A 26,315-nucleotide genomic window follows, 5' to 3' on the forward strand; every position below is an offset into this window, starting at 1 on the left:
TTTTTGCGCATGCAACACAACAAGGTACTTATTTTAGATTTTGGCTCGCAATACACACAGTTAATTGCTCGCCGTGTAAGGGAACTCAACATATATTGTGAGATCCATCCATTCAACAAAATTCCAACAGATCCAGACAGCTTTAATGCAGTTATTTTATCTGGCAGCCCAAACTCGGTAAGAGGTGAAGATGTTTTACATCCAGACTTGTCTCGAATTCGAGGCAGAAAGCCAATGTTAGCAGTTTGTTATGGAGCTCAATATTTAGCACATTTTTCAGGAGGAGAAGTGGCTCCGTCAAATACACGTGAATACGGAAGGGCCAATTTGAGTTTTGTAAAAGATAAAGAAGCCTTTTTCTCGGGAATTTCTAGAGGAAGTCAAGTTTGGATGAGCCACAGCGATACCATTAAAAAATTACCAACAAATGGCGTATTACTGGCGAGTACTCATGATGTTGAGAATGCCGCTTACAAAATTGAAGGTGAATCTACGTACGCTATTCAGTTTCACCCCGAAGTATATCATACTACAGATGGTAAACAACTGTTAGAGAATTTTTTAGTTGACATTGCAGGTATAGAACAAGACTGGACGCCTCAATCATTTGTAGAGGAAACAGTTGATGAGTTAAAAGAAAAACTAGGTAATGATCGTGTGGTTTTAGGATTATCGGGTGGTGTTGATTCTTCTGTAGCCGCAATTTTATTGCACAAAGCTATAGGAAAAAACCTGTATTGCATTTTTGTAAATAATGGGTTGCTTCGTAAAAATGAATTTGATAGTGTCCTAAATCAGTATGAAGGCATGGGGCTTAATGTTAAAGGAGTTGATGCTTCGGCACGCTTTTTGGATGCCTTGGAAGGCATAAGCGACCCAGAGTTAAAACGTAAAGCAATTGGTCGCGTGTTCATTGAGGTTTTTGACGATGAAGCCCATGCTATTGAAAATGTGAAATGGTTGGCACAAGGCACTATTTATCCAGATGTGATTGAAAGTGTTTCGGCCACTGGTGGTCCAAGTGCCACTATTAAAAGTCATCACAATGTTGGAGGTTTGCCTGATTTTATGAAGCTTAAAGTTGTGGAACCTTTAAAGGCTTTATTTAAGGATGAAGTACGTCGTGTTGGTGCTTCCATGGGGATGGATCCCAATATTTTAGGACGTCATCCATTTCCAGGACCTGGTTTGGCGATACGAATTTTAGGTAGTCTAACTAGAGAAAATGTTCGTATATTACAAGAGGTTGATGCTATATTTATAAGCAACTTAAAATCTTGGAATTTATACGATAAAGTATGGCAGGCTGGTGCAATTTTGTTACCAGTAAATAGTGTAGGAGTGATGGGTGATGAGCGTACTTACGAAAAATGTGTGGCCTTGAGAGCAGTAGAAAGTACTGACGGAATGACCGCTGATTGGGTAAATTTACCCTATGAATTTTTACAAAAAACCTCTAACGAAATAATAAATAAGGTAAAAGGCGTTAATAGAGTAGTATATGATATTAGTTCTAAACCGCCTGCTACTATTGAGTGGGAGTAAATTAGTTAGTATAAATATAGTTGAAATGAAAAAAATTATCTTAATAACACTGATCACATTACTATTTAATGTGGTGTCGAATGCTCAATCCTTTGTAAAACACAATGTTCAAGCAGGTGAAAGCATAGAAGATATTTCAAAACTATATTTAGTGACGCCTTTTGATATTTATGCCCTTAATCCAGATGCAAAGAGAGGGATTTCTCAAGGGACTACTTTGGTTATTCCTATAACAAAAATTGATAAAAACGGTCCTGTTGGTGATGTAAAAGAGTTAATTGGTTTCAAAACTATAAAAGTAGGACGTAAAGAAACACTATATAATATTTCAAAGGAGTACGATATTCCAATAGACGATATAAAAAAACACAATTCTTTTCTGTATTCTGAAACCTTGAAAAAAGGAGATAAGCTTAAATTACCTAGGTACAAGACTATAGTTTCTGAAGTCACTTTAACCAATACACTTAAAACCTATACCGTTCAACCTAAAGAGGGTAAATGGCGAGTAGCGTACAAATTTGGTTTGACGATTCCGCAGTTGGAGGCTTTAAATCCAACAATGAGCGAAGTGCTTCAGCCAGGTGATCAACTTATCGTTCCAAATATATCTAATGTTGAAGAAACTCAAGTAGATGATCGTTATAATTATTATACGGTTTTAAAAAGCGAAGGATTTATGGCTTTAAACCGGAAATTTGGGGTGACTCAACAAGAACTCGAAGCTTTAAATCCTGGATTAGCTGAAAGTGGATTAAAACTAGGAATGATTTTGAAGATTCCTTCTAATTCCAAATTAGACTACACAGTTGAAGATGTAGCCAATACTAATTTATCCAAATCCATTAAAAATTATGGCACTAAAAAATTAGCTTTAATGTTGCCATTTAGATTGAATAGAATAGATATTGATTCTGTTGCTGAAGCTAAAAGTGCTATTAAAAATGATGGTTATTTATCGTTGTCATTAGATTTTCATTCGGGTGTGTTGTTGGCTTTAGACTCTGCCAAGCAATTAGGAATTTCCTCACATTTAAAAGTATATGATACCCGAAATCAAATTTCTGAAGTAAGTAAAATATTAAACTCTGATGATTTTTCAGATTACGATGCAGTAATTGGACCATTAATGGCTCCCAATTTTGAACGCGTGGCTTCGCAATTAAAATCAAACCATACACCAGTAGTTTCACCGTTTACGATACCAGAACATTTATATGATAATGTGTTTCAAACCATTCCTACAGAAGAAATGCTTGAAAAAGCCATTGTTAACTATGTAAAATCAGATTCAGTTAGGAAGAACATCATCATTATTGCTGATGAGAAACACCGTTCAAAAAGCAATCGCTTGAAAGCTGAATTTCCAGGTGCCAAACAATTATTTTCTAAAAAAGACAAGGATGGTAAAGATCTTTACTATTTAGTGCTAGATGATTTAAAACGTGCCTTCAGACCAGGGCAAAACCTAGTATTTATAGAAACAAAAAACAGTGGATTCATTTCAAATGCCACTAGTATGCTTAATGGCCTTAACGGTCAAAAAGTTTCTGAAGACCAAATTCAGGTCTATGATATTGTATTGTTCACAACAAATAAGTCTTCAGCATTTGATGATGAAGCCAATGTTTCAAATATCCATTTATCAAACCTTAAATTCCATTATCCATCTCCAAATAAAAGCTTTGATGCCTCAATACCAAATAGCTTTGTGAGCAAATACAAATCTATTTACAATGTAGAACCTAGTAAATATGCCACAAGAGGATTTGACTTAACCATGGATATTTTACTGCGTTTAGCTTCAAATGACGATTTGTATAAAGCTTCATCCAGCGATATCGAAACCGAGTATGTCGAAAATAAATTTAGATATGCCAAAAAGTTATTTGGAGGTTTTTATAACGAAGCTGTTTATGTTGTAAAATATGATGATTTAACCATTGTTGAGGCTAAACTTTAGGACTTTTCACAGTTTATATACTTTTCTAAATATTAAGGCGTTACAGAAATAATGCAGTTAAAGATATTTATATATAGCCTTATCTTTTTTTTTGTGGTACCCAGCAACGATACCACAATGTCCTGGCGGGATGATATTAAATTGAGCTGGAATGATTTTAGAGGCCCGGCCAAGAATCAATCGGGTGCGGTAGCCGTAACAGCTTCTGGAATAACATTTGGTTATTCGGTACAACGAACAGATTCAAAAATTATTGATTTTAGTGCCAATGTAGAAGCTCATTTTTATCCTGACAAGTCATGGGTAAAAAAGGAATTAGCTAATGACTATATTTTAGCTCATGAACAATTGCATTTTGACATCACTGAATTACATGTAAGAAAGTTTAGAAAGCGTATAAGTGAAGTGAAAATTTCAGAACAATTAAATACAACACTTAATAGGTTACATGCCCAAATAAATAAAGAACTTGCTGAAATGCAAAACCAGTATGACAAAGAAAGCAATAACTCTATTGATAAAATTGCTCAAGCAAAATGGATGGTTTTTGTAGCAGAAGAATTAAGAAAATACGAACCTTATAAATCAAAAGACTAGTTCTTGTTACAACCTGATAAAAATTTTCTGATCAAATTAGCGCATACCAAAATGCCTTATGGCAAATACAAGGATCGTTATTTAATAGACTTGCCCGAATATTACATTGTCTGGTATCATACCAAAGGGTTTCCTAAAGGAGCTTTAGGAATGATGCTGCAAACGGTTTATGAACTTAAGCTAAATGGTTTAGAAGAATTGGTTAGAACCATTAAACTAAAATATCCTTTGCCTTAAATTAAAATAGAGTTAAAGTAATTTTACGTTTGAAGTAATCGAACCCAAATACCATTGGTCTACACATAATGTTGTTTTATCGACAGTAATCGCCCATTCAAATTATCTTCAAAAGTTTAAGTAATTATTAGGGATATATTGCAGCTATATTTATTAATCGCTTAAAAATTAAACAAGAATGAAAAAGGCTATCATTTTAATTGGCTACCAAAATGATTACTTCGCTAAAGATGGTATACTCAGAAGTGTTGTAGAAGAATCTTCTAAATTTTCTAATATTATTGAAAACACAGTTAATCTAGTAAAAAAGGCTGATGATTTTTTAATTATTTCAACCCCAATAATCTTTTCTGAGAATTACACCGAATTGTCTGAACCCGTAGGAATTTTAAAGACCATAAAGGAGGTTGGGGCATTTAAAGCTGGATGTAAGGGATCAGAAACTATAGATGAAATTAAATCATTTGGTGACCAAATAATTGAGATTCCTGGTAAATTAGGGTTAAATGCCTTTATTAATACAGATTTAGAACAAACCTTAATTGATCACGGAATTGAGCATATTTATTTGGCAGGTACAGTAGCTTCCATTTGCATTGATTCTACGGGCAGGTCTGCGGTAGAAAGAGGATTTAAAGTTACAATGTTATCAGATTGTATTTCGAGTCGAACAGTGTTTGAGAAGGATTTCTTTTTTGACAATATATTTCCCTTGTATGCCGACTCTTGTCTCTCAGGGGCATTGATTTAGTTACTTCAATTTTTCTTAATAGCAGAATGGATAATAATTACTTAAGTATTGAAATTCAAAATAGATTAATTGAAGAATTGACCTCAACTAATAGAGAGTTAAAACTCATCAATACTTTTGCTACATTAATTCATGAAAGTAAGTCTACCAATGATATTGTACTAAATCTTTATAAGTATTTTAAATCACACTTCGGTTTTAATAATTGCAATATTTATTTGTCTAAAGAAGAGCATGAAATTCAAGCTTTTTATAAAGTAAAAGGGAATGAAACTAACGATCAAGAGTTGTTTTGCCAAAAAGTTCCCTTTGGGGATATAGAACCCATTGTTGATAAAGTTGCTACATCAAAATCTCCAGAAAAGTATAAAACAATATCAAATAGTGATAATTCTGAACATGGTTTTGGTACTACTTATTCTAAAATCGGAATACCCATGTTGCATCATGAGGAGGAAGTCATTGGGGTAATGGTTTTTGAGCACACAATACACGATTTTTTTCAAGAATCCCAAATCAAAACGTTATCAACTATAGCTGCAATTGCTGCAACAAAAATTATTCAAACACAACATTTTGAGAAAATTGAAAGGTATCAATCGCAGTTAGAAGAATATGTGCACATTGTCTCACATGATTTAAAATCGCCATTACGATCGATTAATGCTCTGGTGCATTGGATCAAAGAAGATAATGAGTCATCACTAGATGTTGAAACTTTAAAAAATTTAAATTTAATTGATGGTATTTTAATGCATATGGATAATTTAATTGCGAGAACATTAAATTATTCTAAACTAGATTATGAAAATTCTTCAGAGGAAAAAGTAGATTGCCAAATCCTTGTGCAAGAATTAATTAAAACAATTTATATTCCAGAACATATTAAGGTTAATATAGATTCAAAACTTCCTATATGCATTGGGGATAGAACTAAATTTACCCAAATTTTCCAAAATTTAATTGAAAATGCTATTAAGTTTATAGATAAACCCAAGGGCACCATTAATATCAATGTAAATGAAGCACCAAAACATCATGTGTTCTCAATAAAAGACAATGGTGTTGGCATTAATGAAAAGTATCATCATAAAATATTTGAAATATTTCAATCCTTGAGTACTAAAAAAGTTTCGTCTGGGGTTGGTTTGTCAATAGTTAAAAAACTAGTAAGCTTTTACGATGGTCGTATTTGGCTAGAAAGTACTGAAGGCCTAGGTTCTACATTTTATTTCTCTCTAAAGAAATAAACCAATTTAAAATTTCTAAATTCAACTCGACAGTGAGGTTAGGAATAAAACATATGAATTTTGGTATGCTGTAAAAGCATTATGGTTTTTGCGTCTTTAATGTCTCCTTTGGCAATCATATCATAAGCCATTTCAAAATTTAACTCAATTACTTCAATGTCTTCTTGTTCTTGCGTTAAACCACCACCTTCAGTGATTTTCATGCTGTCATCATATTCAGCAATAAAAAAATGAAGGATCTCGGTCACGGCACCTGGCGACATATAGGCTTCAAATATTTTTTTAGCGTTTTTGATTTGATAACCCGTTTCTTCCAAAGCTTCTTTTTTAATACAATCTTCAGGATGATCCTTGTCGAGCAAACCGGCGCAGCATTCGATCATCATCCCGTTTTTGTTTCCATTAATAAATGTTGGTAACCTAAATTGTTTGGTAAGAATTATAGTTTTCTTTTTTGTGTTGTAAAGTAGAATTGCAGCTCCATTGCCACGATCATAAGCTTCCCTAACCTGAGTTTGCCAAGTGTTATCACGCTTTAAATAGTTATAGGTAACTTTTAGTAGTGTATACCAATTATTTGATAAAACTTCGGTTTCCAATATTTCTACATTATTTTCCATTGGTATAGTAGCGTTTTAGTTTTTCAGCTTTAAAATAGCAGATTTAGATTTGGTTTTAAAAGTAAAAGAATCGTCATTTTCTTCAACGCTGATTTGGGTTTTGTCAATTTCAAAAGTTTTAAAATCAGTTTTAGGAATAACAATCTCGAGTGTCCAGTTGGTATTGTCCTGCATTACTTTTAATTCTGTGACGGTTTTAGAACGATTATAGAATACTGATACCAAATTGTCAGCAATACTAACATTTTCAATAGCTGCAGAATCCCAAGAGTTTGGCATTTGGGGTTGAATGGTTACCAGTTTTTTTGAAGCCATAGGCTGAATCCCGAAAAACTGCTGTATAATTGGGATGGCATAACCATAAATGGTCCACGCTTGCGTAATCATGCCGTAATCTGGTGATACTTCGTACATACTTCCTGGAAAAGCATAACTAAAACTTTTGGTCATACGCTTTAGGTATTCCAAAGCTTTATCTGGATTGCCATAATTGTTTTCTGCAATAGTTAAAACACTAGTTGGTAATGTCATAACAGCCCCAGTATATGAGAAGGATTTACTGCCTTTAAACGAACCTTCATCAGTTCCGGCTGATTCATCTCGGTCAATTCCTGTTACAAAAACGCCAAAAGGATTTACAAACGATTCGGCTGTTTTTAATGCTTTTTTTGCTTTTTCAGGTTCGGCAATTCCCATTTCCATAGGTGTGTTGACTACCCAATTATGGTGTAATACAAATGGCTTTAATGTTTTTGAAGGATTAGCTAAAATACCTTGTTTGGTTTGACGTAATTCTTTAACCGCCCAAGGTTTATTAAGGGTGTCTGCTCGAATTATAGCGTCATCAATTAAATGAAGTGCTTGTGTATCTGTTCCTATAAAATCGGCGTAGGAATTAAAGTCTTCCGACCAAAATTCAGTATTTATTTTAGCTTTAAGTTGATTGGCCAAATCTTTATAGGTTTTTGAAAGTTGAGTTTTACCTAATTCAGAAGCCATTTTTGAAGCATCATCAAAAGCTCGCTGGGTATAAACAGCCACATCAATCATTTCAGAATCCAAACCATGAATTTCCATCATACCAAATCCGTCAGGAAATAGATTTCGATTTTCGTCATTTTCATTCATCAGCCATTCCAGTCCTTTTTGAATCGTTGGAAAATATGTGTTTAAAAAATTGATGTCGCCATTCCATTTGTAGATTTCCCAAATTAACGAAGCAAATTGAGGCGTTTCATTGATGTTGCCTGGATTAAAAACTGCTCCATTGCTTGACATTTCATGGATAATTCGGCCATTACCATTAACGGCATTGGATACGCTGTCCAATAACTGTATGGTACTATAAACGGCATCTTTCTGACCAATGGCCATGTAACCTTTGAGAGCATATTCACTGTCTACACCAAACCACCAAGGGTAGTCAGGAATTCCGGCTGCGATACCAGTTCCAATTTCTGGAACGGTTCTTACCAACCAATCACAATTGTACTTTAGCCATTCAAATGCTTGTTGAATGTTTTTATCTGGAATAGTCAATTTGGATTGTTTTGCTAATGTTTTGTAGCGTTCTTGTTTTGAAATAAATTTAGATGCAATACTATCTTTTATAGTTTTAAAAGTATTTATGGCATCAGATTCTGATGTATATGAACCGGCAATAACATAATTTACCACATGGGTTTCACCAGTAGCTAGTAAAATTTCATGTTCTAAACTATTGGATGAGGTGTTTTTTTCTGTTTGTAGCTGCTTTGTTTTAGATTTATCACTAAACTCTAAACCTCCACCAAAAACCGTAAACCAAGGATTTAAGCTGTCTTTTATTATCCAAACTTGGTTAAGGTCATCGAAGATGCCTTTATCTTTTCCATCAAACATTTGAGTGCGTTCACCAAGCCAAGTTGGACGTAAATCGGAATGACCAGTAAATTTTAGCTTCATTTTTCTTTTGTCTCCCAGATTTTTAATGATAAGTTGAATCACTATGCCTTGATCATTGTCAGGTACAAATTGCCAACGCTCAATTTCAATGCGTTTCTCATCCCATGAAAAACTGTGCTTGTTAACAAATGGATAATTGGTAAAACGGTTGGCTTTATTAAGTTTTAATGTATCCAAGGTATCAAATACTTCAATGTCAAACCCATCCATAAGTTTTATGGGATGATTCCATATACCGCCCATTTCGCCTTTAATATGCCAACCCAAATCTGGAAAACTACCATCCTGATGTCCTACCATATATACTCTATTTCCCGCAGTTACATAAGGTGAATTTAAATACTCGGGCTTGCCAACTATTGATGGGCTTTGAGTGCTTAAAGTTTCGAAGTTTGATGTTGCATCACGCTTACAGCTCATTAGGATCATTAATATCAATATGATGAAACAGAATGAGGAATATTTTTTCATAAGACATTGAAATTAAAATGGCAGGAAACGAAATTAGGCTTTTTCAAGTTTAAATTCAAAATGAATAGGCTTTTGCTGAATTTAATTCGGTCTTAAAAAAACGAAACGAATTAACTTGAAACAATGCAATGATAACTATTTAAATTTTGTAAATTTGCCTGCGTTTAACAGCGCATCATGAGTACGACCACAAAATATATTTTTGTTACCGGTGGGGTAACATCGTCACTAGGGAAAGGGATTATTGCAGCTTCTCTGGCAAAACTTCTACAAGCACAAGGCTATAAGACTACAATTCAAAAATTAGATCCCTATATCAATGTGGATCCAGGAACCTTAAACCCTTACGAACATGGAGAATGTTATGTAACAGATGATGGCGCTGAAACCGATTTGGATTTAGGGCATTACGAGCGTTTTTTAAACGTTCCAACAAGTCAATCTAATAATGTTACTACTGGGCGCATTTATCAAAGTGTTATTGAGAAGGAACGTCGTGGTGAATTTTTAGGGAAAACAGTTCAGGTCATTCCACATATTACCGATGAAATCAAAGAACGCATACAAATATTAGGTAAATCTGGAGAATTTGATATTGTAATCACAGAGATAGGAGGTACTGTTGGTGATATCGAATCCTTGCCTTATGTAGAGGCTGTACGTCAAATGCGCTGGGATTTGGGCAAACATAATGCCTTGGTTATTCATTTAACCCTAATTCCGTTTTTATCGGCAGCAGGTGAACTGAAGACTAAACCTACACAGCACAGTGTAAAAACATTAATGGAAAGTGGAGTACAGGCCGATATTTTAGTGTGTAGAACAGAGCACGAACTACCAGAAGATTTACGATCTAAATTGGCATTGTTTTGTAATGTTAGAGAAGAAGCCGTTATTCAAGCCATTGATGCTTCAACCATCTATGACGTACCAAACCTAATGCTTTCTCAAGGATTGGATAAAGTGGTGCTTAAAAAGTTGAATTTGGAAAGTTCAGAACCTGATTTAACCCAATGGAACCAGTTTTTAGGACGTCACAAGAACCCTAAAGGAGAAGTAACAATTGGTTTAATTGGGAAGTATGTAGAATTGCAAGATTCCTATAAATCTATTTTGGAAGCCTTTATTCATGCAGGTGCCGAAAACGAAGTGAAAGTTAAAGTAGAATCTATTCATTCTGAATATTTAACTGAAAAAAATGCGGCCAAAAAGTTGCAACACCTTCATGGCGTTGTAGTGGCACCCGGCTTTGGAGAACGTGGAATTGAAGGTAAAATTGAAGCGGTACGTTTTGTACGTGAACAAAATATTCCATTTTTTGGAATTTGTTTAGGGATGCAAATGGCAGTTATTGAATATTCTAGAAATGTGCTAGGTCTTTCTGAAGCCAATTCAACCGAAATGAATCCCAATACTGAACATCCTGTAATAGACCTTATGGAATCTCAAAAGACTATCACAGATAAAGGTGGTACTATGAGACTTGGTGCATGGGATTGTGATTTAAAAGAGGATAGTATTGTAAAATCTGTTTATAATACATCTACCATCGCAGAGCGTCACCGTCACCGTTATGAGTTCAACAATCATTATAAAACTCAAATTGAAGACGCTGGAATGATTGCTACAGGGATCAACCCTGATACAAAACTGGTTGAGATTATCGAAATTCCAACTCACAATTGGTTCGTTGGTGTACAATACCATCCAGAGTATAAAAGTACGGTATCTAATCCGCACCCTTTGTTTGTGGCATTTGTACAAGCCGCATTGAATTTTAAAAAAAATAAAAATAGTGTCAGTATGGCACAAAATCAATAATGGAGAGCATTTTGATAAATTAACGTATTTACGCCCTACATAAAAGGGACACTTAAACACATGGAAGAAAAAAAATTTGATCTGAATTCCACTATAGGCTTTGTCCTTATTTTTGGAATTATTTTATACATGTTTTGGCAAAATCAACCCACGCCAGAACAATTAGCAGAACAGGAAAAGGCGAAACAAGAGCAGGTAGAGGCTGAAAAAAAAGCAGATACTAGTAAAAATCAAGAAGAGACTTTTGTAAGCTCTAGTGAAGATTTTAGTAATGCTTCGGTGTCTGATTCTACGCAATTAGTTAGTTTGCAAAACAAATTGGGTGCTTTTGCTTATGCATCAACCTTGCCTTCTGCAACAGATACAGAAACTTTAATAGAAACCGATGTACTGTCACTTAAATTCAGTAACAAGGGCGGTTATCTGTCAGAAGTTAAATTGAAGAATTATGTGAATTACGATTCGATTCCTATCTATATAATAAAAGATGGTAATGCACTTTTCAATATTAATTTTGCAACTACAGACAACAGAATACTAAATACTCAAGATTTATATTTTCAGCCTACGATTACCAAAAACGGAGACCTAACCATAGTTTCCATGAAATTGAAGGTGTCAGAATCTAAATTTTTGGAATACCGCTATGAGCTTAAGCCCGATGATTACATGTTCGATTTTACAATTCGATCACAAGGCTTAAATGATATCATTAATGGCTCTCAAGAAGTTACTTTAGATTGGAGATTGAAAACGTATCGTAATGCCAAAAGTATTTCGTACGAAAACAGATACACCGAAGTAGTATTTGAATATGAAGATGGTAAAGATGATTATTTAGGTCAGCAAGCAGTAACTGACGACCAAGCAAATGATGTTACTTACGTGGCTTATAAACAGCACTTCTTTACTTCAATTTTATTAGCTGATTCACCGTTTAAAACGGCAAGTTTAGAATCAAGAAACTTGGTAGAAGATGAAGAAATAGATACAGTATTTACCAAAACATTTGCTACTAAATTACCTTTAGAGCTTCAAGGTGGTGAGCTGAACAAATCAATGGACTGGTATTATGGTCCTAGTGATTACAAAATTCTTAATGGTTACAACAGAAATTTAGATGAAATAGTGCCTTTAGGTTGGGGTATTTTTGGCTGGATTAACCGCTACGTCTTCATTCCATTATTTGGGTTTTTAAGTTCATTTTTACCTTACGGATTGGCCATCGTTTTCATGACCATATTAGTTAGAATTCTCATGTCTCCGGTTACTTATAAATCGTATGTTTCTCAGGCCAAAATGAAGGTGTTAAAACCTGAAATCACTGAAATTTCAGAGAAGTATAAGGACAATCCAATGAAGAGACAACAAGAAACCATGGCGCTTTATAGTAAAGCTGGAGCTAGCCCAATGGCAGGTTGTTTACCTGCTTTGATGCAACTTCCGGTGTTCTATGCCCTTTTTCAGTTTTTTCCTTCAGCATTTGATTTACGTCAAAAAAGTTTCTTGTGGGCCGAAGATTTATCGTCTTATGATACCATTGCGAAACTTCCGTTTCATATTCCGTTTTATGGAGATCACGTAAGTTTATTTCCAATTTTGGCATCGATCGCCATTTTTATCTACATGAAAATGACAACAGGCCAACAAATGGCATCACAACCAACCCAAGAAGGCATGCCAGATATGGGCAAAATGATGAAATATATGATTTATTTCTCACCCATTATGATGTTGTTCTTCTTTAACAACTATGCCTCTGGATTGAGTTTATATTATTTTGTGTCTAACATGATTACCATTGGTATTATGTTAGTGATAAAAAATTATATTATCGATGAGGATAAGATCCATGCACGTATTCAAGAAAACAAAAAGAAGCCTAAAAAGCAAAACCGTTTTCAAAAGAAAATGCAGGAAATGATGGAGCAAGCTGAACAACAAAAGAAAGCACAACAAAAACGAAAATAAATTAAAAGCTACCTTATGGGTGGCTTTTTTGGTAATACAATTTCAAATTAAAATTAACGTTAGTGGATTTATGAAAACTATTAGTTTGTTATTTTTAGTTCTAGTTTCTTATACAGTTAAGGCTCAAGACATCAATCAGATGGATATAAACGGTGAGCGTCATGGAATGTGGAGAAAGAATTTTGATAAAACCAATCAACCTCGTTATGAAGGTCAGTTTGCTCATGGAAAAGAAATAGGGCTTTTTAAATTCTATAAATTAGTAAACGGCAAGAGCGTTTTAAGTGCCACTAAAGAGTTTAATGCCGATAATGAAATTGCCATCGTCAAGTTTTTTTCCTCCACAGGGAAACTAATTAGTGAGGGTAAAATGGATGGTAAACTCTTTATTGATAAATGGACCTACTATCATAAAAAGGTCCCCACAGTGATGTCTATTGAACATTATAATGATAAGGGGCAATTGCATGGTGAAAAGATAGTGTTTTATGAATTGGGACAGATTGCCGAAACGTCAAACTTTATTAACGGGAAACAAGAAGGCAAGGCAACTTGGTATTCAGAAAAAGGCGTTCTGATTAAGGAATTTATGTATGAAAATGATGAACTACATGGTCTATCAAAGTACTACGACAATAAAGGACAACTCATTGCGGAAGGTGCTTATAAGCGCGGACAAAAACACGGCATTTGGAAGTATTATACCAATGGCAAATTAACTGAAGAGAAAGATTTTACAGTGACTAGTAAAAATCCTAAAAAACAATAGAAAACAGTAATACATTACATAACTAATTTAAATGGCAAGTTGAATAGCTTGCCATTTTTTATTTTGTAATTTTGCAAAATTAAATCATTAAGGCAATTTTGAAACGAGTTATTGTAGGACTTTCGGGAGGTGTAGATTCTAGTGTTGCAGCCTATTTATTAAAGGAGCAAGGCTATGAAGTGATAGGCTTATTTATGAAAAATTGGCATGATGACTCGGTGACCATTTCTGACGAGTGCCCTTGGCTCGACGATAGTAATGACGCCATGCTCGTGGCCGATAAATTGGGAATTCCTTTTCAAACTGTAGATTTAAGTGAGCAATACAAAGCACGTATTGTAGATTATATGTTTGATGAGTACCAAAAAGGGAGAACCCCAAACCCAGATGTACTTTGTAATAGAGAGATTAAGTTTGATGTCTTTATGAAAATTGCTTTAGACCTTGGAGCCGATTTTGTTGCTACAGGGCATTATTGCAGAAAAGGAGTGATTCAAAAAAACGGGAAAGCTATTTATCAACTCCTATCTGGGGTTGATACCAATAAAGATCAGTCGTATTTTTTATGCCAACTATCCCAAGAACAATTGTCCAAATCGCTATTTCCTATTGGTGAATTGACAAAACCACAGGTTAGAGAAATAGCTTCAAAATTGAATTTGGTTACTGCCGAGAAAAAAGATTCTCAAGGGCTATGTTTTATTGGTAAAGTGAGGTTGCCAGAATTTCTTCAGCAAAAACTGAAACCCAAAGAAGGGATTATTATTGAAATTTCAGAGCAAAAGGAAATTTATTCAGAGGATGTACCAAAATTTAATTCAGAATCTGAAAAGCTGGCTTTCCTTTCACGAAAAATTAATTATAAGGCCACTGATGGGAAAGTAGTTGGTAAACATCAAGGTGCCCACTATTTTACCAAAGGACAACGAAAAGGTTTGGCTGTAGGTGGTACCGTGGAACCTTTGTTTGTGATTGAAACCGACGTGGACGAAAATATTATATATACGGGACAGGGTAAAAACCACCCAGGATTGTTAAAAAAAGCCTTGTTTGTTACTGATGCTGAATTGCACTGGATACGGGAAGACCTAGCCTTAAAACCTGATGAAACTATGGAGGTGATGGCACGCATTAGATACCGCCAACCTTTGCAAAAAGCAACACTGCACAAAATTGAAGGAGGCTTATATGTAGCCTTTGAATCTGCCCAGTCTGCAATCACAGAGGGTCAGTTTGTGGCTTGGTATCTCAATGATGAATTAGTGGGTTCGGGAGTTATTTCTTAAATTGCATTACAATTATCCCAAATTGTTGTGCTATGAAACATCTATTCGTTGTTTTTATTTTTTTTGCAGGGTCATTTCCTGCGCTTTCCCAGCAAGATGCTTGGGTCTATTTAAGCGACAAGGAAAATGTTTCGGCCTCATTAGCTAATCCTACTACTATACTTACTCAAAAAGCGTTAAATAGAAAGAACAGACATAATGTGGCCATAGACGAACGCGATGTGCCTGTTAATGAAAATTATATTTCACAACTCAAATCTCAAACAGGAATTACGGTAATGGCAAAATCAAAATGGTTTAATGCGGTACATGTGAGAGGTAGTGAAACCGACATCAACGCGCTTAAAAATTTGAGTTTTGTATCTCGAGTTGATTTTGCTGATAAAAGCTTGAATACTAGTAGAGTCTCACAGCCTAATGATAAATTTGTAATTGAAGATATTCAAGTGGATTTTGCTTATGGAAGTACTCAAAATCAGGTTGAGATGATCAATGTAAATTCCTTGCACATTGATGATTTTACTGGCGAAGGGATAACTATCGCAGTCTTAGATGCAGGGTTTCCAAATGTCAATACCATGGGGGCATTTCAACGTTTAAGGAACAATGGAGATTTATTAGGCGGCTATGATTTTGTAGATCGAACGCCTAATGTTTATGCCTTTTCAGGCAATAGTCACGGTACTAATGTTTTAAGTACTATGGCAGGATTTATACAAGATCAATATGTGGGTACAGCACCCGACGCTTCCTATTATGTCTTTAGAACAGAAGACGTATTTAGCGAAACTCCGGTTGAAGAAAGTTATTGGGTCGAAGCCGCTGAACGTGCTGATAGTTTAGGGGTTGATATCATTAATACATCTTTAGGTTACTTTGGATATGACAATCCAAATTATTCATATACCGCAGCTAATATGAATGGTCAAACGGCATTTATTAGTAAAGGAGCCAATATAGCTTCAGAAAAAGGCATATTGGTCGTGACCTCTGCAGGAAATGCAGGCAATAGCTCAAGCTATAAAGGCGTAGGTGCTCCAGCAGATGCTGCAGGTGTGTTAAGTATTGGCGCTGTGGATGCCAATGGACAGTATGCGTTTTTTAGTTCAAGAGGAAGTGAGATCCAGCCCACGCAAAAACCAGATGTTGTCGCCAAAGGATTAGCTGCAGCAGTTATTACAAGTGGAAATGCTATTGCGAGCGCCAATGGTACATCTTTTAGTTCACCAATTATGGCCGGAGGGATTGCCTCATTATGGCAAGCTTTACCAGATGCTTCAAATTTTGAAATTATGGATGTCGTTAGACGATCGGCATCACAGTATGAAACTCCAGATTATTTTCTAGGTTATGGCATACCAGATTTAGCTCTAGCATTTGAATTAGGCTTTGAGGCCGAAGAAGAAGTGTTTGAATTTAAACTATTTCCTAATCCAGTTTGGCAGGATTTGTTTATTCATATTCCTAGTACTATTGAAGAAATTAAATTGATCATTTATGATGTACTCGGCAAGGCCATAATCCAACAACAACTATCTAAATCTAAAACCAGTATTGATGTTTCAGAGCTGTCTTCTGGATGGTATATGGTTAGACTTCAAAATAAAAACACATCAAAGACTTATAAACTTATCAAATCTTAAATGACTAATAAAATAACCGACCTTTTTCAAATTAAATATCCTATAATTCAAGCAGGTATGGTTTGGAATAGTGGCTGGAGATTAGCTTCAGCTGCAAGTAACGCTGGAGTTTTGGGGCTTATTGGTGCAGGTTCCATGTATCCAGAAGTGCTTCGTGAACACATTCAAAAATGTAAACAGGCTACTCAAAAGCCTTTTGGGGTTAATGTACCCATGCTGTATCCGGATATTGAAAAAATCATGGATATAATTGTTGAAGAAGATGTGAAAATTGTGTTCACTTCAGCCGGAAACCCAAAAACATGGACCTCATATCTCAAAGAAAAAGGGATTACGGTTGTACATGTGGTAAGTAGTGTCAAGTTCGCACTTAAGGCTCAAGAGGCTGGTGTAGATGCTGTTGTTGCTGAAGGCGTTGAAGCTGGTGGACATAATGGGAGGGAAGAAACAACCACATTTACGCTTATTCCCATGGTAAAAGAGCAGATACAAATTCCATTGATCGCAGCAGGTGGTATTGCTTCTGGTCGAGGTATGTTAGCCGCTATGGTTTTAGGTGCCGATGCTGTACAAGTAGGAAGTCGTTTTGTGGCTAGCGAAGAAAGTTCTGCACATCAAGCTTTTAAAAAGGTGGTAGTTGATGCCAAAGAAGGCGATACCGTATTGACACTTAAAGAATTAGCTCCAGTTCGTCTCATAAAAAATAAATTTTATGAAGACGTCCAAAAACTTTATAAAACCTCACCTAATATTGAACAATTAAAGGAGTTATTAGGCAGAGCCCGAGCAAAAAAAGGAATGTTCGAAGGCGATTTGGAAGAAGGAGAGTTGGAAATTGGGCAAATTGCGGGCTTGATACATGATATAAAACCAGTAGCACAAATTGTGAATGATTTAATGCTGGAGTTTGAAGATGCAAAACAAGCGATTTCAAATTTATAATGCTCGCTTTAATTCTTATATATATTAGCATCAAACGGAATTTTATACAATCTGCTCAATCCATTTTCATAACTGTTGAATTCCTGTAAGAGTGCAGGCATATCCAACGGTGTTGAGTGTTTCGTTCGTGTTCGGTCTAATTTACTGGTAAAATATAAGCTATTGGTATCTACAAATGGGCAATAGTCCATTTTATCAGAGTTGGCAATAGCTAGGTTTTTGGCTTGTGTCCATCCTGTTTGTGTTTTAAAACTTATATACAAATCGCCACTTCCTAAACCATCTTCTCGAGCATAGGCTCCAAAAATAAGATAGGATTCATCGGGTGCAATAAAGGCATTATATTCGTAACCGTCAGAGTTAACAGTATCTGGAAGTACTTTGGGAGGGCTATAGTTTCCGTTTTCAAAAGTACTCACATAAATATCGTCTTTGCGTTTTAATTCTGGTTGATCTCTTGTAAAGTAAAAATTACCATTATTGGCGATTGAAGGGTAAAATTCGCCATGCTCGGTATTAATTGGGCTGCCCATATTTTTAGCTTCAGACCAAGGAGATTGTAATGAAGTACGTTCAACAAACCAGATATCAAAGTCTTTGGGTTCGGTTTCAGTAGGACTTAGAGGTCGTGTAGAAACAAAATATAATCGTAAACCATCCTGTGAAAAGAAGGGTTCGAGATCAAAGTGCTGTCCCGAAAATGGCGCAACTTGAGGTTTGCCCCAATCTTTTCCTACTTTTTTGACCACGACAATGGCCGACAAGTTGCCCATGATACTTTGTGCTGTAAACATAATTTCATTACCGTTAGGAGCAATAGCAAGATCCCTAACATTTGGAAACTGCGATACAATTTCTTTTAAAAAGGGTTGAACCTCAAGTTCATTTGATTGTGCAAATCCAAACTGACATAAGAAGATCAAAATAATAGTAAAGGGCTTCATTATAAGATGATTTTGAGTAGCAATTTAGTAATCACAGCGATGCTTTGCTTAAAAGAAATGTTAATTTCTTAAGTAGTAAACAACAAAAAAGGGGCAAAAATGGCCCCTCTTTAATGTGAAACTTTTTAACAACATAATTTTTAAATCCCTCTAAAATAATAGCTAAAAGTCTCTAAGTAATTTGAATGGTATCAATCTAGCAATCGATACTAAATAACTAATAGTAAAAATAAAAATTTTAAGGATTCTTGTAAAGAAAAACAAGGTTTAGTTATCAACAATAATATTTTTTAAAAGCATAATTGTCAATTTGTTGGGTTTAAGATTTCAATATTGTTATTAATTAATTTAAATATAAAATTCTAAAACTTACCTTTGGCCCAGTAAAAACTTCAAGTGATTTTATCAAACTACACAAAAGAATTTAAATACAATTGGAAACTAGCTGCTCCCGTAATGTTGGGTATGTTAGGGCATACCTTTGTGAGTTTTGTCGATAATATCATGGTAGGACAATTAGGTACTGCCGAGCTCGCTGCTGTCTCTTTAGGGAATAGTTTTATGTTTATTGCAATGTCACTGGGGATTGGATTTTCAACCGCCATTACCCCTTTAATTGCAGAAGCTGATGCCGAACAGAAATTCAATAAAGGAAAATCTTCATTTAAACATGGTTTGTTTTTATGCAGTGTTTTGGGTATTTCTTTGTTTTTAATGGTGATTTTGGCCAAGCCATTAATGTATTTGATGAAACAACCTGAAGAAGTAGTAAAGTTGGCCATACCTTATCTAGATTTGGTAGCACTATCACTAATTCCACTAGTTGTTTTTCAAGCTTTTAAACAGTTCAGTGATGGTCTGTCCATGACAAGATATCCAATGTACGCCACTGTTGTTGCGAATATTATCAATTTAATTTTGAATTACCTCCTCATTTTTGGAAAGTTCGGTTTTCCAGAAATGGGCATTGTTGGTGCGGCACTTGGCACATTAATTTCGCGCTTTATAATGGTGTGGTATATGTGGCTTTTACTTAAAAACAAGGAAAAATCAAAAGCCTACGTCACTAATATTAAGTTGTTAACTCTACAACGACCCATGCTCAAAAAACTTATGAGTTTAGGGGCTCCGAGTGCCATGCAAATGTTCTTTGAAGTGGCCATTTTTACAGCAGCAATATGGTTAAGTGGCTTATTAGGAAAAAATCCGCAGGCAGCAAATCAAATTGCCTTGAACTTGTCGTCCATGACATTTATGGTCGCTATGGGATTGAGTGTAGCAGCTATGATTCGAGTAGGAAACCAAAAAGGGTTAAGGGATTATTTGGAACTGCGACGCATTGCTTTTTCAATTTTTCTGTTGGCCATTTTGCTGGCTATTTGTTTCGGACTAATTTTCTTTGCGTTCCATGAGCAGTTGCCAAAATTATATGTTGATTTTGCTGATACCAAAAATCTAATCGACAATACCGAAGTAGTCAAAATTGCCTCCACTTTGTTAATCGCAGCGGCTATTTTTCAAATCAGTGATAGTATACAAGTGGTAGTATTAGGGGCCTTACGCGGCTTACAAGACGTAAAAATACCCACTATTATTACCTTTATTTCGTATTGGGTGATTGGCTTCCCAGTGAGTTTTTACTTCGGAAAGGAAGAGCAGTTAGGAAGTTTTGGAATTTGGCTAGGACTTTTGGCAGGATTATCATCTGCTGCAATTTTATTGTATTTTAGATTTAATTACTTAACAAAAAAGTTAATTTTACAAAAAGAAAACCAAGCGCATGCAACTTCCTAAATTTATTCTAGGTGATAATACTGATTATCCCAACGCCATTTTTATTATTCATACCGAGTTTCCTAGGTTTATTATTAACCTAGAAGATGATGAGGTAGAATGGTTTGAGGAGTTTGATGCTGAAGATGAAAAGGAACTCGAGAATGAAATGGAAAACCTAATTCAATTGGCGAATGATTTTTACGACCGCGAAATTAAAAACTACGAAGACTAATATAATTCTATAGACTATGATCGATCAATTGGTAGCTTTTGATAAAGAATTATTTTTATACCTCAATGGTCTTGGAAATGTATACTGGGATGCGTTTTGGCTTACCTATACTACCAAAGTATTTTGGATTCCTTTATATGCTTTATTGGCTTATTGGATGTATAAAAAATTGAATACTAGAATGTTTATTCTTACATTATTAGTGATTGTACTCATGATTTCATTCACTGATCAAGTGACCAATTTGTTTAAGCATACGGTGCAACGATTACGACCATGTCATGAAGACGGTGTATCAGAATTTATGCGTTTGGTTAGAGCTACCTGTGGTGGACAGTATGGTTATTTTTCAGGGCATGCTAGCAATTCAATGGCAGTAGCAATTTTTGTTGGATCTATGTTACGTTCTAGATTTAAATACCTCATTCATATCTTGATTTTTTGGTCAATAGTTATGGGGTATAGTAGAATTTATGTTGGTGCACATTATCCTTTAGATGTGGTTAGCGGTCTGATATTTGGTGCCCTATCAGGGTATGCATTTTATAGACTCGATAAGTATTTACACTCAAAGTTTATACTTGCCTGAAACTATTTTTTGATTAAGATATAATAGTCGGCAAATAATCGTCCATTATATTGTCTTGAATCTTGATCAGCTCTATTTAAATCGTAGGTTGTAATTAATTCAATGTGATAATTGGCATTCAAAAGATTTTGATCTTCTGGACTAATACTAGTTGCTAACATCCCAAACTTGGTTTCGTTAGGAAGATGAATTTGGTTGTCTTCATTTTTTAATTCAGGAATCTTATCTCCAAATTGCCAAATCATTTCTGGTGCAACAGTACTAAAGCTATAAACCTTTAACCCTTGTTGAGATGCCTCTTCGCTGAGGCTAGAAATTGGGTGATAGTTTGATGCAACTTGGGTTTTAGTCAGTGGTAAAACAGCAATAAGAATAGCAGCTATAAAACCAATACAAGAATAGAACACAAGTTTAATGTTTTTAGACTTTAATTGGATTAGAATGAAAAGGCCAATGCCGAATAAAGCCAACGAAGCCAGAGCAAACCAAAATAGCAACACACCATTCAATTGTGGTGCAATAAAAAAACCAACGAGAGGAAAAGCAAGTCCAATCAAAGCAATTAAGCCAAAATTAAAATAAACAGGAAAGGTTTCCCTTTTGTCATTTAATGTTTTGAATGAACGTATCAAATATTCTATATAAAACCCAGTGTTGATCGCCATTGGAATAAGTACTGGCATAAGATATCTCGATTTTTTTTCAGGAATTAAAGACAATAAAACAACGGCAGTAAGCGTCCAAAGGAGGCTAAAATGATAAGCTCTTAAATTGCTAACTCTAGATTTCATATAAGGATAGAGTAGGGCGATAAATGCAGGAATAGTCCAAATCCCGCTTTGGGTAAAGAAGCTCCAGTAATAGTAAAAAGGCTTTACATTATAACTGGACCAGTTGCCAGTTTCTTTTTGTGCTATGGCCAAAAAGGTTTCGGGGTCATTTATTCTTACGTAAAAATACCACCATCCGCCAATACATAATGCAATAATAATGCTCATAAAAATAGAACCTATTTTGGTCCTGTTGAGTCGATAACCATAAACAAAGCCATAGGCTATTAAAAAAGGTAATAATAAAGCGTAAATGGAAATGGGACCTTTGCATAAAATGGATAACCCCATGAAACTTCCAGCTAATACACTATATTTTAAGTTTTGTTCTGTTCTAAATAATTGAAAAAGATAATAAATTGAAATAAGCATGAAGGCATGTGTATATATATCCCAAGGTGCTTCTATAACAATGCCAATTACATAAAATGACGTTACCCCAATTAAGGCGTTGTAAAAACTGTGTAATTTGTGTTCCAGGATGTTAAATGAAACTTTATAAATCCCTATACCTGCTAAAGCAACACATAAAATGGCAGGTAATCGCAATGCCAGCAGATTTTTAATACCGCATAACATACCAAAACATGCCGTAAGCCATGTTGGTAAAGGAGGTTTTTCATATCGGGCCAAACCATTCATAGTGGTTAAAAGCCAATTGCCATCGATTACCATTTCTCTTGCAGTAATAAAATTACGTGCTTCCATAATGCTTACCGGTAGATAGTCTATACTAAAACCAAGCATGGTTACTACAATCAAAAAGATGGATAAAATAGGCTTACGTTCAATCGTTTCTAGCATCTTCTTTTTTTATTAATATAAGATTTCTGGCATAAATAATTAGTCCAAGGCCGTGACCTAAAAATAGTACAGGGTCACGTCTAAAAATAGCATAGATTAAAATTAATAACGAACCTACTAAACTTAATAACCAAAATCCAAATGGTAAAGTAGATTGTTTTTTGTATTCTGAATATAACCATTGATATACAAATCGAAAGGTAAAAACAACTTGCGAGATGATTCCTAAAACTAAAAGCCATAATGGGATAGCCTCATTTTTAAATAGAATATCTCTATCAATTACATTATTATTAAAGTAGTAAATGACAATAAAAGTTGGTACACCTAATAATAGATAGCGTATGATTTTTGGAAATTTAGACCATTCGCCTTGAAGCTGTAAATTTCGAATGTATATAAAATATGTTAAGCCTTGCCCAAGCATAATAGCAAAATCGCTTCTTAAATACCCATAAATAAAGAGTAAAAAAGACGCAAATAAACTTAAGGTCCAAAATAGGGTAGGTGTAATGACCTTCTTTTGCTTTTCCGAAGTAATCCACTGTACAACAAGCCTAGAAGAAAATAAGATTTGAGCAATAAACCCTATGCTATAGATGATCCAATTGCTCATTTACTTTGTTTTGCTACCGTATAATTGATGTACTTTTTCTTCATCCACAAATAGGCAAAACAATCCATAAGCGGCCCCAATAAACGATTCCATAACCCAAATTTTGCGGTTCCAGCTACCCTCGGGAAATGTTGTACGGGTACTTGAATTACTTTACCATGCTGTAATAAAATCATGGCTGGCAAAAAGCGGTGTAATCCTTTAAACATGGGAATACGTTTGGCATACTCAGTCTTGATTACTTTTAAAGGACAGCCAGTGTCATCCATACCATCATGTGTAAACGTCCTGCGAATTCCATTGGCAATTTTGGAAGACATATTTTTAACAAACGAATCTTTTCTATTGGCGCGAACTCCAGTGACCAAATCATAGTCTCCAATGTACTCCAAAAGCAGGTTGAAATCGGATGGTGCCGTTTGAAGATCAGAATCGATGTAACCTACGAGCTCAGTTTCGGCATAGTCAAAACCTGCTTTTATAGCTGCACTTAATCCTCGATTCTCTTTGAACGCGATGTATGAAAAATTAGAGTGCCGTTCACAAATATTTTCAATTAAAAGTTGGCTACCGTCTTTAGAGCCATCATTCACAAACATTATTTTCGTGGGAAAAGTGGCTATTTTGGTATACGCCAAGAGTTCTTGTTCAACTCGCTCTAAATTTTCTTCTTCATTATAAACAGGAACAATAATGGTGAATTTATAGTGCATTTATTAGTGCTTTGTTCTGGCAAAAATATTCTTTTTATGTTAATATATAATGATTCTTATTGATATAAAAATCGTTATTTTGCACGGGATAGCCATTTTATGATGAAAATACTTGTTACCGGAGCGGTTGGATTTATAGGGTCACATACCGCTGAACGTCTAAAAAAAGAAGGCCATGAAGTGATAGGTGTGGATAATTTTTCACCTTATTACAGTCTTGAATTGAAACAGTTAAATGCTAAAGCATTAGAGGCGAAAGGCATTAAAATTATTAAAGCCGATTTGAGGGCCGAAAACTTAAATAGTATGTTGCCTGAAGATGTAGATTATATTTTTCATTTTGCAGCACAACCTGGAATTTCATCCACGTCTACATTTGAAGATTATTTTAGTAATAATGTAATTGCCACAAAGCAATTAATAGATTATGCTTTGGGTTGTAAGCGGTTAAAACTTTTTGTGAATATCGGGACCTCTTCCATTTACGGTCTAGAAGCCACCTTTCCCGAAGATGTGGCACCAGAACCTGCATCACATTATGGAGTGACTAAATTGGCTGCGGAGCAACTAGTACTACAAAAAAGTCGCGAAAACCAGTTTAAAGCCTGTTCATTGCGATTGTATTCGGTTATTGGCCCAAGAGAACGCCCTGAAAAAATGTATACAAAACTTATTGATTTAGGGTTGAAAGGTGAAGCCTTTCCACTTTTTGAAGGTAGTGATGTACATTTACGCAGCTTTACTTATGTTGGAGATATTGTTGATGGTGTGGTTAGTGTTATTGGTAATGAAGAAAAAGTTAATGGTGAAATAATTAATCTAGGAACTGAAGTTGAACATACTACTCAAGAAGGCATTGAAGCCGTAGAGCAGGTATTAGGAAGGTCAATTATGCTTCATGTCATTCCAAAACGTCCGGGAGATCAATTGCGCACTAAAGCCAATATTGATAAGGCTAGAAAGTTACTGAATTACAATCCAAAGACCACTCTGCTACAAGCGGTTAAACATCAAGTTGATTGGTTTAAGTCAAATTTCAATGCGATTAAGTAATAACCTGTAACGACTTCTCCATTACAGATATCGAAATAGATTTTTTATTTATAGGAAAATACTCGCCATCAATTTGGGAGTGAAATAGCTTTTCATGGGATTGCGAAAGTTCTGCATTTTTAATCTGAAAACTTTTGACTTCTTTTAAGATATGATGCTTTTTAAAAAGCATTAAAAATCCAAACAAAAGGGTCCTTAACTTATTTGTTTTAGGCACCATGACTATATCTAATAAACCATCTTGTAGTGAAGCTTTTGGGGTTAAACTAACCTTATAGCCCATTTCATTAGAATTAGAAATAAAAAGCAGCAATGGATTAATGGACAGCTTTTCATTGTTTGTTGAAATTTGAATCAAATGGTCATCTTTAGATTCCAAAAGTGATTTTATAGAAGCTTTTAAATAACTATAAAATCTTCTTTTTTTGGAAGCTTGGTAGTGTTTAATCACTTTAGCCGCAATACCAAATCCTGCATTGCTAAAAAAATAATTATCATTAAACCGTCCGACATCTATTTTTTTAATGGCTTGTTTTTTTATCACCATTAAGGCCTGTTTTTTATTCTTGGGGATATTAAGATGGGAGGCAAGGCCATTTCCAGACCCCATAGGAATAATCCCTAAAATTACAGGCGTATTAACAATACACCGGGCAATTTCATTGATGGTGCCATCGCCACCACAAGCCACTATAATTGAAGCTTGTTCTTTTAGAGAATCCTTGGTAAGTATTGTGGAATGTGTTGGATATTCTGAATATTTTATAGACACCTCATAGTGTTCAGGATCAAAGATGTCATACACATCTTCAAGACGTAAATCATTGTTGCCAGATCCAGCGACTGGGTTAATAATAAAGTGTATGTGAATGGCTTTTGTCATATCATTGTAATCCATTAAGATAAGACGCAAAAACGAGATAATAAAGTAAATGCACTAACAAACAC

23 protein-coding genes are annotated in these 26,315 nt (G+C 35.0%); 16 read left to right on the forward strand and 7 right to left on the reverse strand.

The window, feature by feature from the left end; genetic code table 11:
• Positions 1 to 9: 9 nt before the first annotated feature.
• The 6 genes from guaA to ACFO5O_RS02270 all read left to right on the forward strand — a co-directional run bounded on the left by guaA (position 10) and on the right by ACFO5O_RS02270 (position 6,343).
• Entirely contained in the window at positions 10 to 1,545 is a 1,536-nt protein-coding gene (guaA, locus tag ACFO5O_RS02245; protein ID WP_387960539.1) for a glutamine-hydrolyzing GMP synthase, read from the forward strand.
• Positions 1,546 to 1,570: 25 nt separating this feature from the next.
• Positions 1,571 to 3,508, forward strand: coding sequence for a LysM peptidoglycan-binding domain-containing protein (locus tag ACFO5O_RS02250; RefSeq protein WP_387960541.1), 1,938 nt, complete (start codon positions 1,571 to 1,573; stop codon positions 3,506 to 3,508).
• A gap of 117 nt (positions 3,509 to 3,625) precedes the next feature.
• Positions 3,626 to 4,105 carry a DUF922 domain-containing protein gene (locus ACFO5O_RS02255; protein WP_387960543.1) on the forward strand — a complete coding sequence of 160 codons (480 nt, stop codon included), beginning with the start codon at positions 3,626 to 3,628 and terminating at the stop codon, positions 4,103 to 4,105.
• Between the two features lie 3 nt (positions 4,106 to 4,108).
• Positions 4,109 to 4,342 (forward strand): DUF3820 family protein, encoded by a 234-nt coding sequence (locus ACFO5O_RS02260; protein ID WP_387960545.1) that lies wholly within the window; start codon positions 4,109 to 4,111, stop codon positions 4,340 to 4,342.
• A 178-nt stretch (positions 4,343 to 4,520) separates the two neighbouring features.
• Positions 4,521 to 5,093: a cysteine hydrolase family protein gene (locus ACFO5O_RS02265; protein ID WP_387960547.1), complete on the forward strand. Its 573-nt coding sequence runs from the start codon at positions 4,521 to 4,523 to the stop codon at positions 5,091 to 5,093.
• A gap of 26 nt (positions 5,094 to 5,119) precedes the next feature.
• Positions 5,120 to 6,343: an ATP-binding protein gene (locus tag ACFO5O_RS02270; RefSeq protein ID WP_387960549.1), complete on the forward strand. Its 1,224-nt coding sequence runs from the start codon at positions 5,120 to 5,122 to the stop codon at positions 6,341 to 6,343.
• A 38-nt stretch (positions 6,344 to 6,381) separates the two neighbouring features.
• On the opposite strand, the gene nudK is transcribed toward ACFO5O_RS02270, so the two are convergent.
• On the reverse strand, positions 6,382 to 6,963 hold the full coding sequence (gene nudK, locus ACFO5O_RS02275; protein ID WP_387960551.1) for a GDP-mannose pyrophosphatase NudK: 582 nt from the start codon (positions 6,961 to 6,963) through the stop codon (positions 6,382 to 6,384).
• Between the two features lie 15 nt (positions 6,964 to 6,978).
• Positions 6,979 to 9,378, reverse strand: coding sequence for an alpha-L-rhamnosidase-related protein (locus ACFO5O_RS02280; RefSeq protein WP_387960553.1), 2,400 nt, complete (start codon positions 9,376 to 9,378; stop codon positions 6,979 to 6,981).
• A 177-nt stretch (positions 9,379 to 9,555) separates the two neighbouring features.
• On the opposite strand from ACFO5O_RS02280, the gene ACFO5O_RS02285 reads away from it, so the two are divergent.
• From ACFO5O_RS02285 to ACFO5O_RS02310, 6 genes are all read left to right on the forward strand, one after another.
• Positions 9,556 to 11,199 (forward strand): CTP synthase, encoded by a 1,644-nt coding sequence (locus ACFO5O_RS02285; RefSeq protein WP_387960555.1) that lies wholly within the window; start codon positions 9,556 to 9,558, stop codon positions 11,197 to 11,199.
• 60 nt (positions 11,200 to 11,259) lie between these two features.
• Positions 11,260 to 13,170, forward strand: a complete 1,911-nt coding sequence (gene yidC, locus ACFO5O_RS02290) for a membrane protein insertase YidC (protein ID WP_387960557.1) — start codon at positions 11,260 to 11,262, stop codon at positions 13,168 to 13,170.
• A 70-nt stretch (positions 13,171 to 13,240) separates the two neighbouring features.
• Positions 13,241 to 13,939, forward strand: coding sequence for a toxin-antitoxin system YwqK family antitoxin (locus tag ACFO5O_RS02295; RefSeq protein WP_387960559.1), 699 nt, complete (start codon positions 13,241 to 13,243; stop codon positions 13,937 to 13,939).
• Positions 13,940 to 14,037: 98 nt separating this feature from the next.
• Entirely contained in the window at positions 14,038 to 15,225 is a 1,188-nt protein-coding gene (gene mnmA / locus ACFO5O_RS02300) for a tRNA 2-thiouridine(34) synthase MnmA (RefSeq protein ID WP_387960561.1), read from the forward strand.
• Between the two features lie 32 nt (positions 15,226 to 15,257).
• Positions 15,258 to 16,868 (forward strand): S8 family serine peptidase, encoded by a 1,611-nt coding sequence (locus tag ACFO5O_RS02305; protein ID WP_387960563.1) that lies wholly within the window; start codon positions 15,258 to 15,260, stop codon positions 16,866 to 16,868.
• Complete coding sequence (locus tag ACFO5O_RS02310) at positions 16,869 to 17,810, forward strand: NAD(P)H-dependent flavin oxidoreductase (RefSeq protein ID WP_387960565.1); 942 nt, start codon at positions 16,869 to 16,871, stop codon at positions 17,808 to 17,810.
• Between the two features lie 8 nt (positions 17,811 to 17,818).
• Here ACFO5O_RS02310 and ACFO5O_RS02315 read toward each other — a convergent pair whose 3' ends face one another.
• On the reverse strand, positions 17,819 to 18,754 hold the full coding sequence (locus ACFO5O_RS02315) for a TolB family protein (RefSeq protein ID WP_387960567.1): 936 nt from the start codon (positions 18,752 to 18,754) through the stop codon (positions 17,819 to 17,821).
• A gap of 396 nt (positions 18,755 to 19,150) precedes the next feature.
• Between ACFO5O_RS02315 and ACFO5O_RS02320 the strand changes: the two genes are divergently transcribed.
• Genes ACFO5O_RS02320 through ACFO5O_RS02330 form a run of 3 tightly spaced genes read left to right on the forward strand, consistent with a single transcriptional unit; the run spans position 19,151 to position 21,351 of the window.
• Complete coding sequence (locus ACFO5O_RS02320) at positions 19,151 to 20,548, forward strand: MATE family efflux transporter (RefSeq protein WP_387960569.1); 1,398 nt, start codon at positions 19,151 to 19,153, stop codon at positions 20,546 to 20,548.
• Positions 20,535 to 20,762, forward strand: a complete 228-nt coding sequence (locus ACFO5O_RS02325) for a hypothetical protein (RefSeq protein ID WP_387960571.1) — start codon at positions 20,535 to 20,537, stop codon at positions 20,760 to 20,762. Before ACFO5O_RS02320 ends, ACFO5O_RS02325 begins: the two co-directional genes overlap by 14 nt.
• Positions 20,763 to 20,778: 16 nt before the next feature.
• Positions 20,779 to 21,351 (forward strand): phosphatase PAP2 family protein, encoded by a 573-nt coding sequence (locus ACFO5O_RS02330; protein WP_387960573.1) that lies wholly within the window; start codon positions 20,779 to 20,781, stop codon positions 21,349 to 21,351.
• A gap of 2 nt (positions 21,352 to 21,353) precedes the next feature.
• Here the strand turns inward: ACFO5O_RS02330 and ACFO5O_RS02335 are convergent, their stop codons facing one another.
• The 3 genes from ACFO5O_RS02335 to ACFO5O_RS02345 are packed head-to-tail and all read right to left on the reverse strand — an operon-like array spanning position 21,354 to position 24,314.
• Positions 21,354 to 22,985: an ArnT family glycosyltransferase gene (locus ACFO5O_RS02335; protein ID WP_387960575.1), complete on the reverse strand. Its 1,632-nt coding sequence runs from the start codon at positions 22,983 to 22,985 to the stop codon at positions 21,354 to 21,356.
• Positions 22,969 to 23,601 (reverse strand): lipid-A-disaccharide synthase N-terminal domain-containing protein, encoded by a 633-nt coding sequence (locus tag ACFO5O_RS02340; RefSeq protein ID WP_387960577.1) that lies wholly within the window; start codon positions 23,599 to 23,601, stop codon positions 22,969 to 22,971. Before ACFO5O_RS02340 ends, ACFO5O_RS02335 begins: the two co-directional genes overlap by 17 nt.
• A complete protein-coding gene (locus ACFO5O_RS02345) occupies positions 23,598 to 24,314 on the reverse strand; it encodes a glycosyltransferase family 2 protein (protein WP_387960579.1) in 717 nt (238 codons plus the stop codon). The genes ACFO5O_RS02340 and ACFO5O_RS02345 overlap by 4 nt, the downstream gene beginning before the upstream one ends.
• A 102-nt stretch (positions 24,315 to 24,416) precedes the next feature.
• Between ACFO5O_RS02345 and ACFO5O_RS02350 the strand changes: the two genes are divergently transcribed.
• A complete protein-coding gene (locus tag ACFO5O_RS02350; RefSeq protein ID WP_387960986.1) occupies positions 24,417 to 25,367 on the forward strand; it encodes an NAD-dependent epimerase/dehydratase family protein in 951 nt (316 codons plus the stop codon).
• On the opposite strand, the gene ACFO5O_RS02355 is transcribed toward ACFO5O_RS02350, so the two are convergent.
• Positions 25,360 to 26,250 carry a diacylglycerol/lipid kinase family protein gene (locus ACFO5O_RS02355; protein WP_387960581.1) on the reverse strand — a complete coding sequence of 297 codons (891 nt, stop codon included), beginning with the start codon at positions 26,248 to 26,250 and terminating at the stop codon, positions 25,360 to 25,362. The genes ACFO5O_RS02350 and ACFO5O_RS02355 overlap by 8 nt on opposite strands.
• Positions 26,251 to 26,315: the final 65 nt, after the last annotated feature.

Origin of the sequence: Geojedonia litorea, assembly GCF_042654525.1 — a bacterium.
GTDB classification, from domain to species: domain Bacteria; phylum Bacteroidota; class Bacteroidia; order Flavobacteriales; family Flavobacteriaceae; genus Geojedonia; species Geojedonia litorea.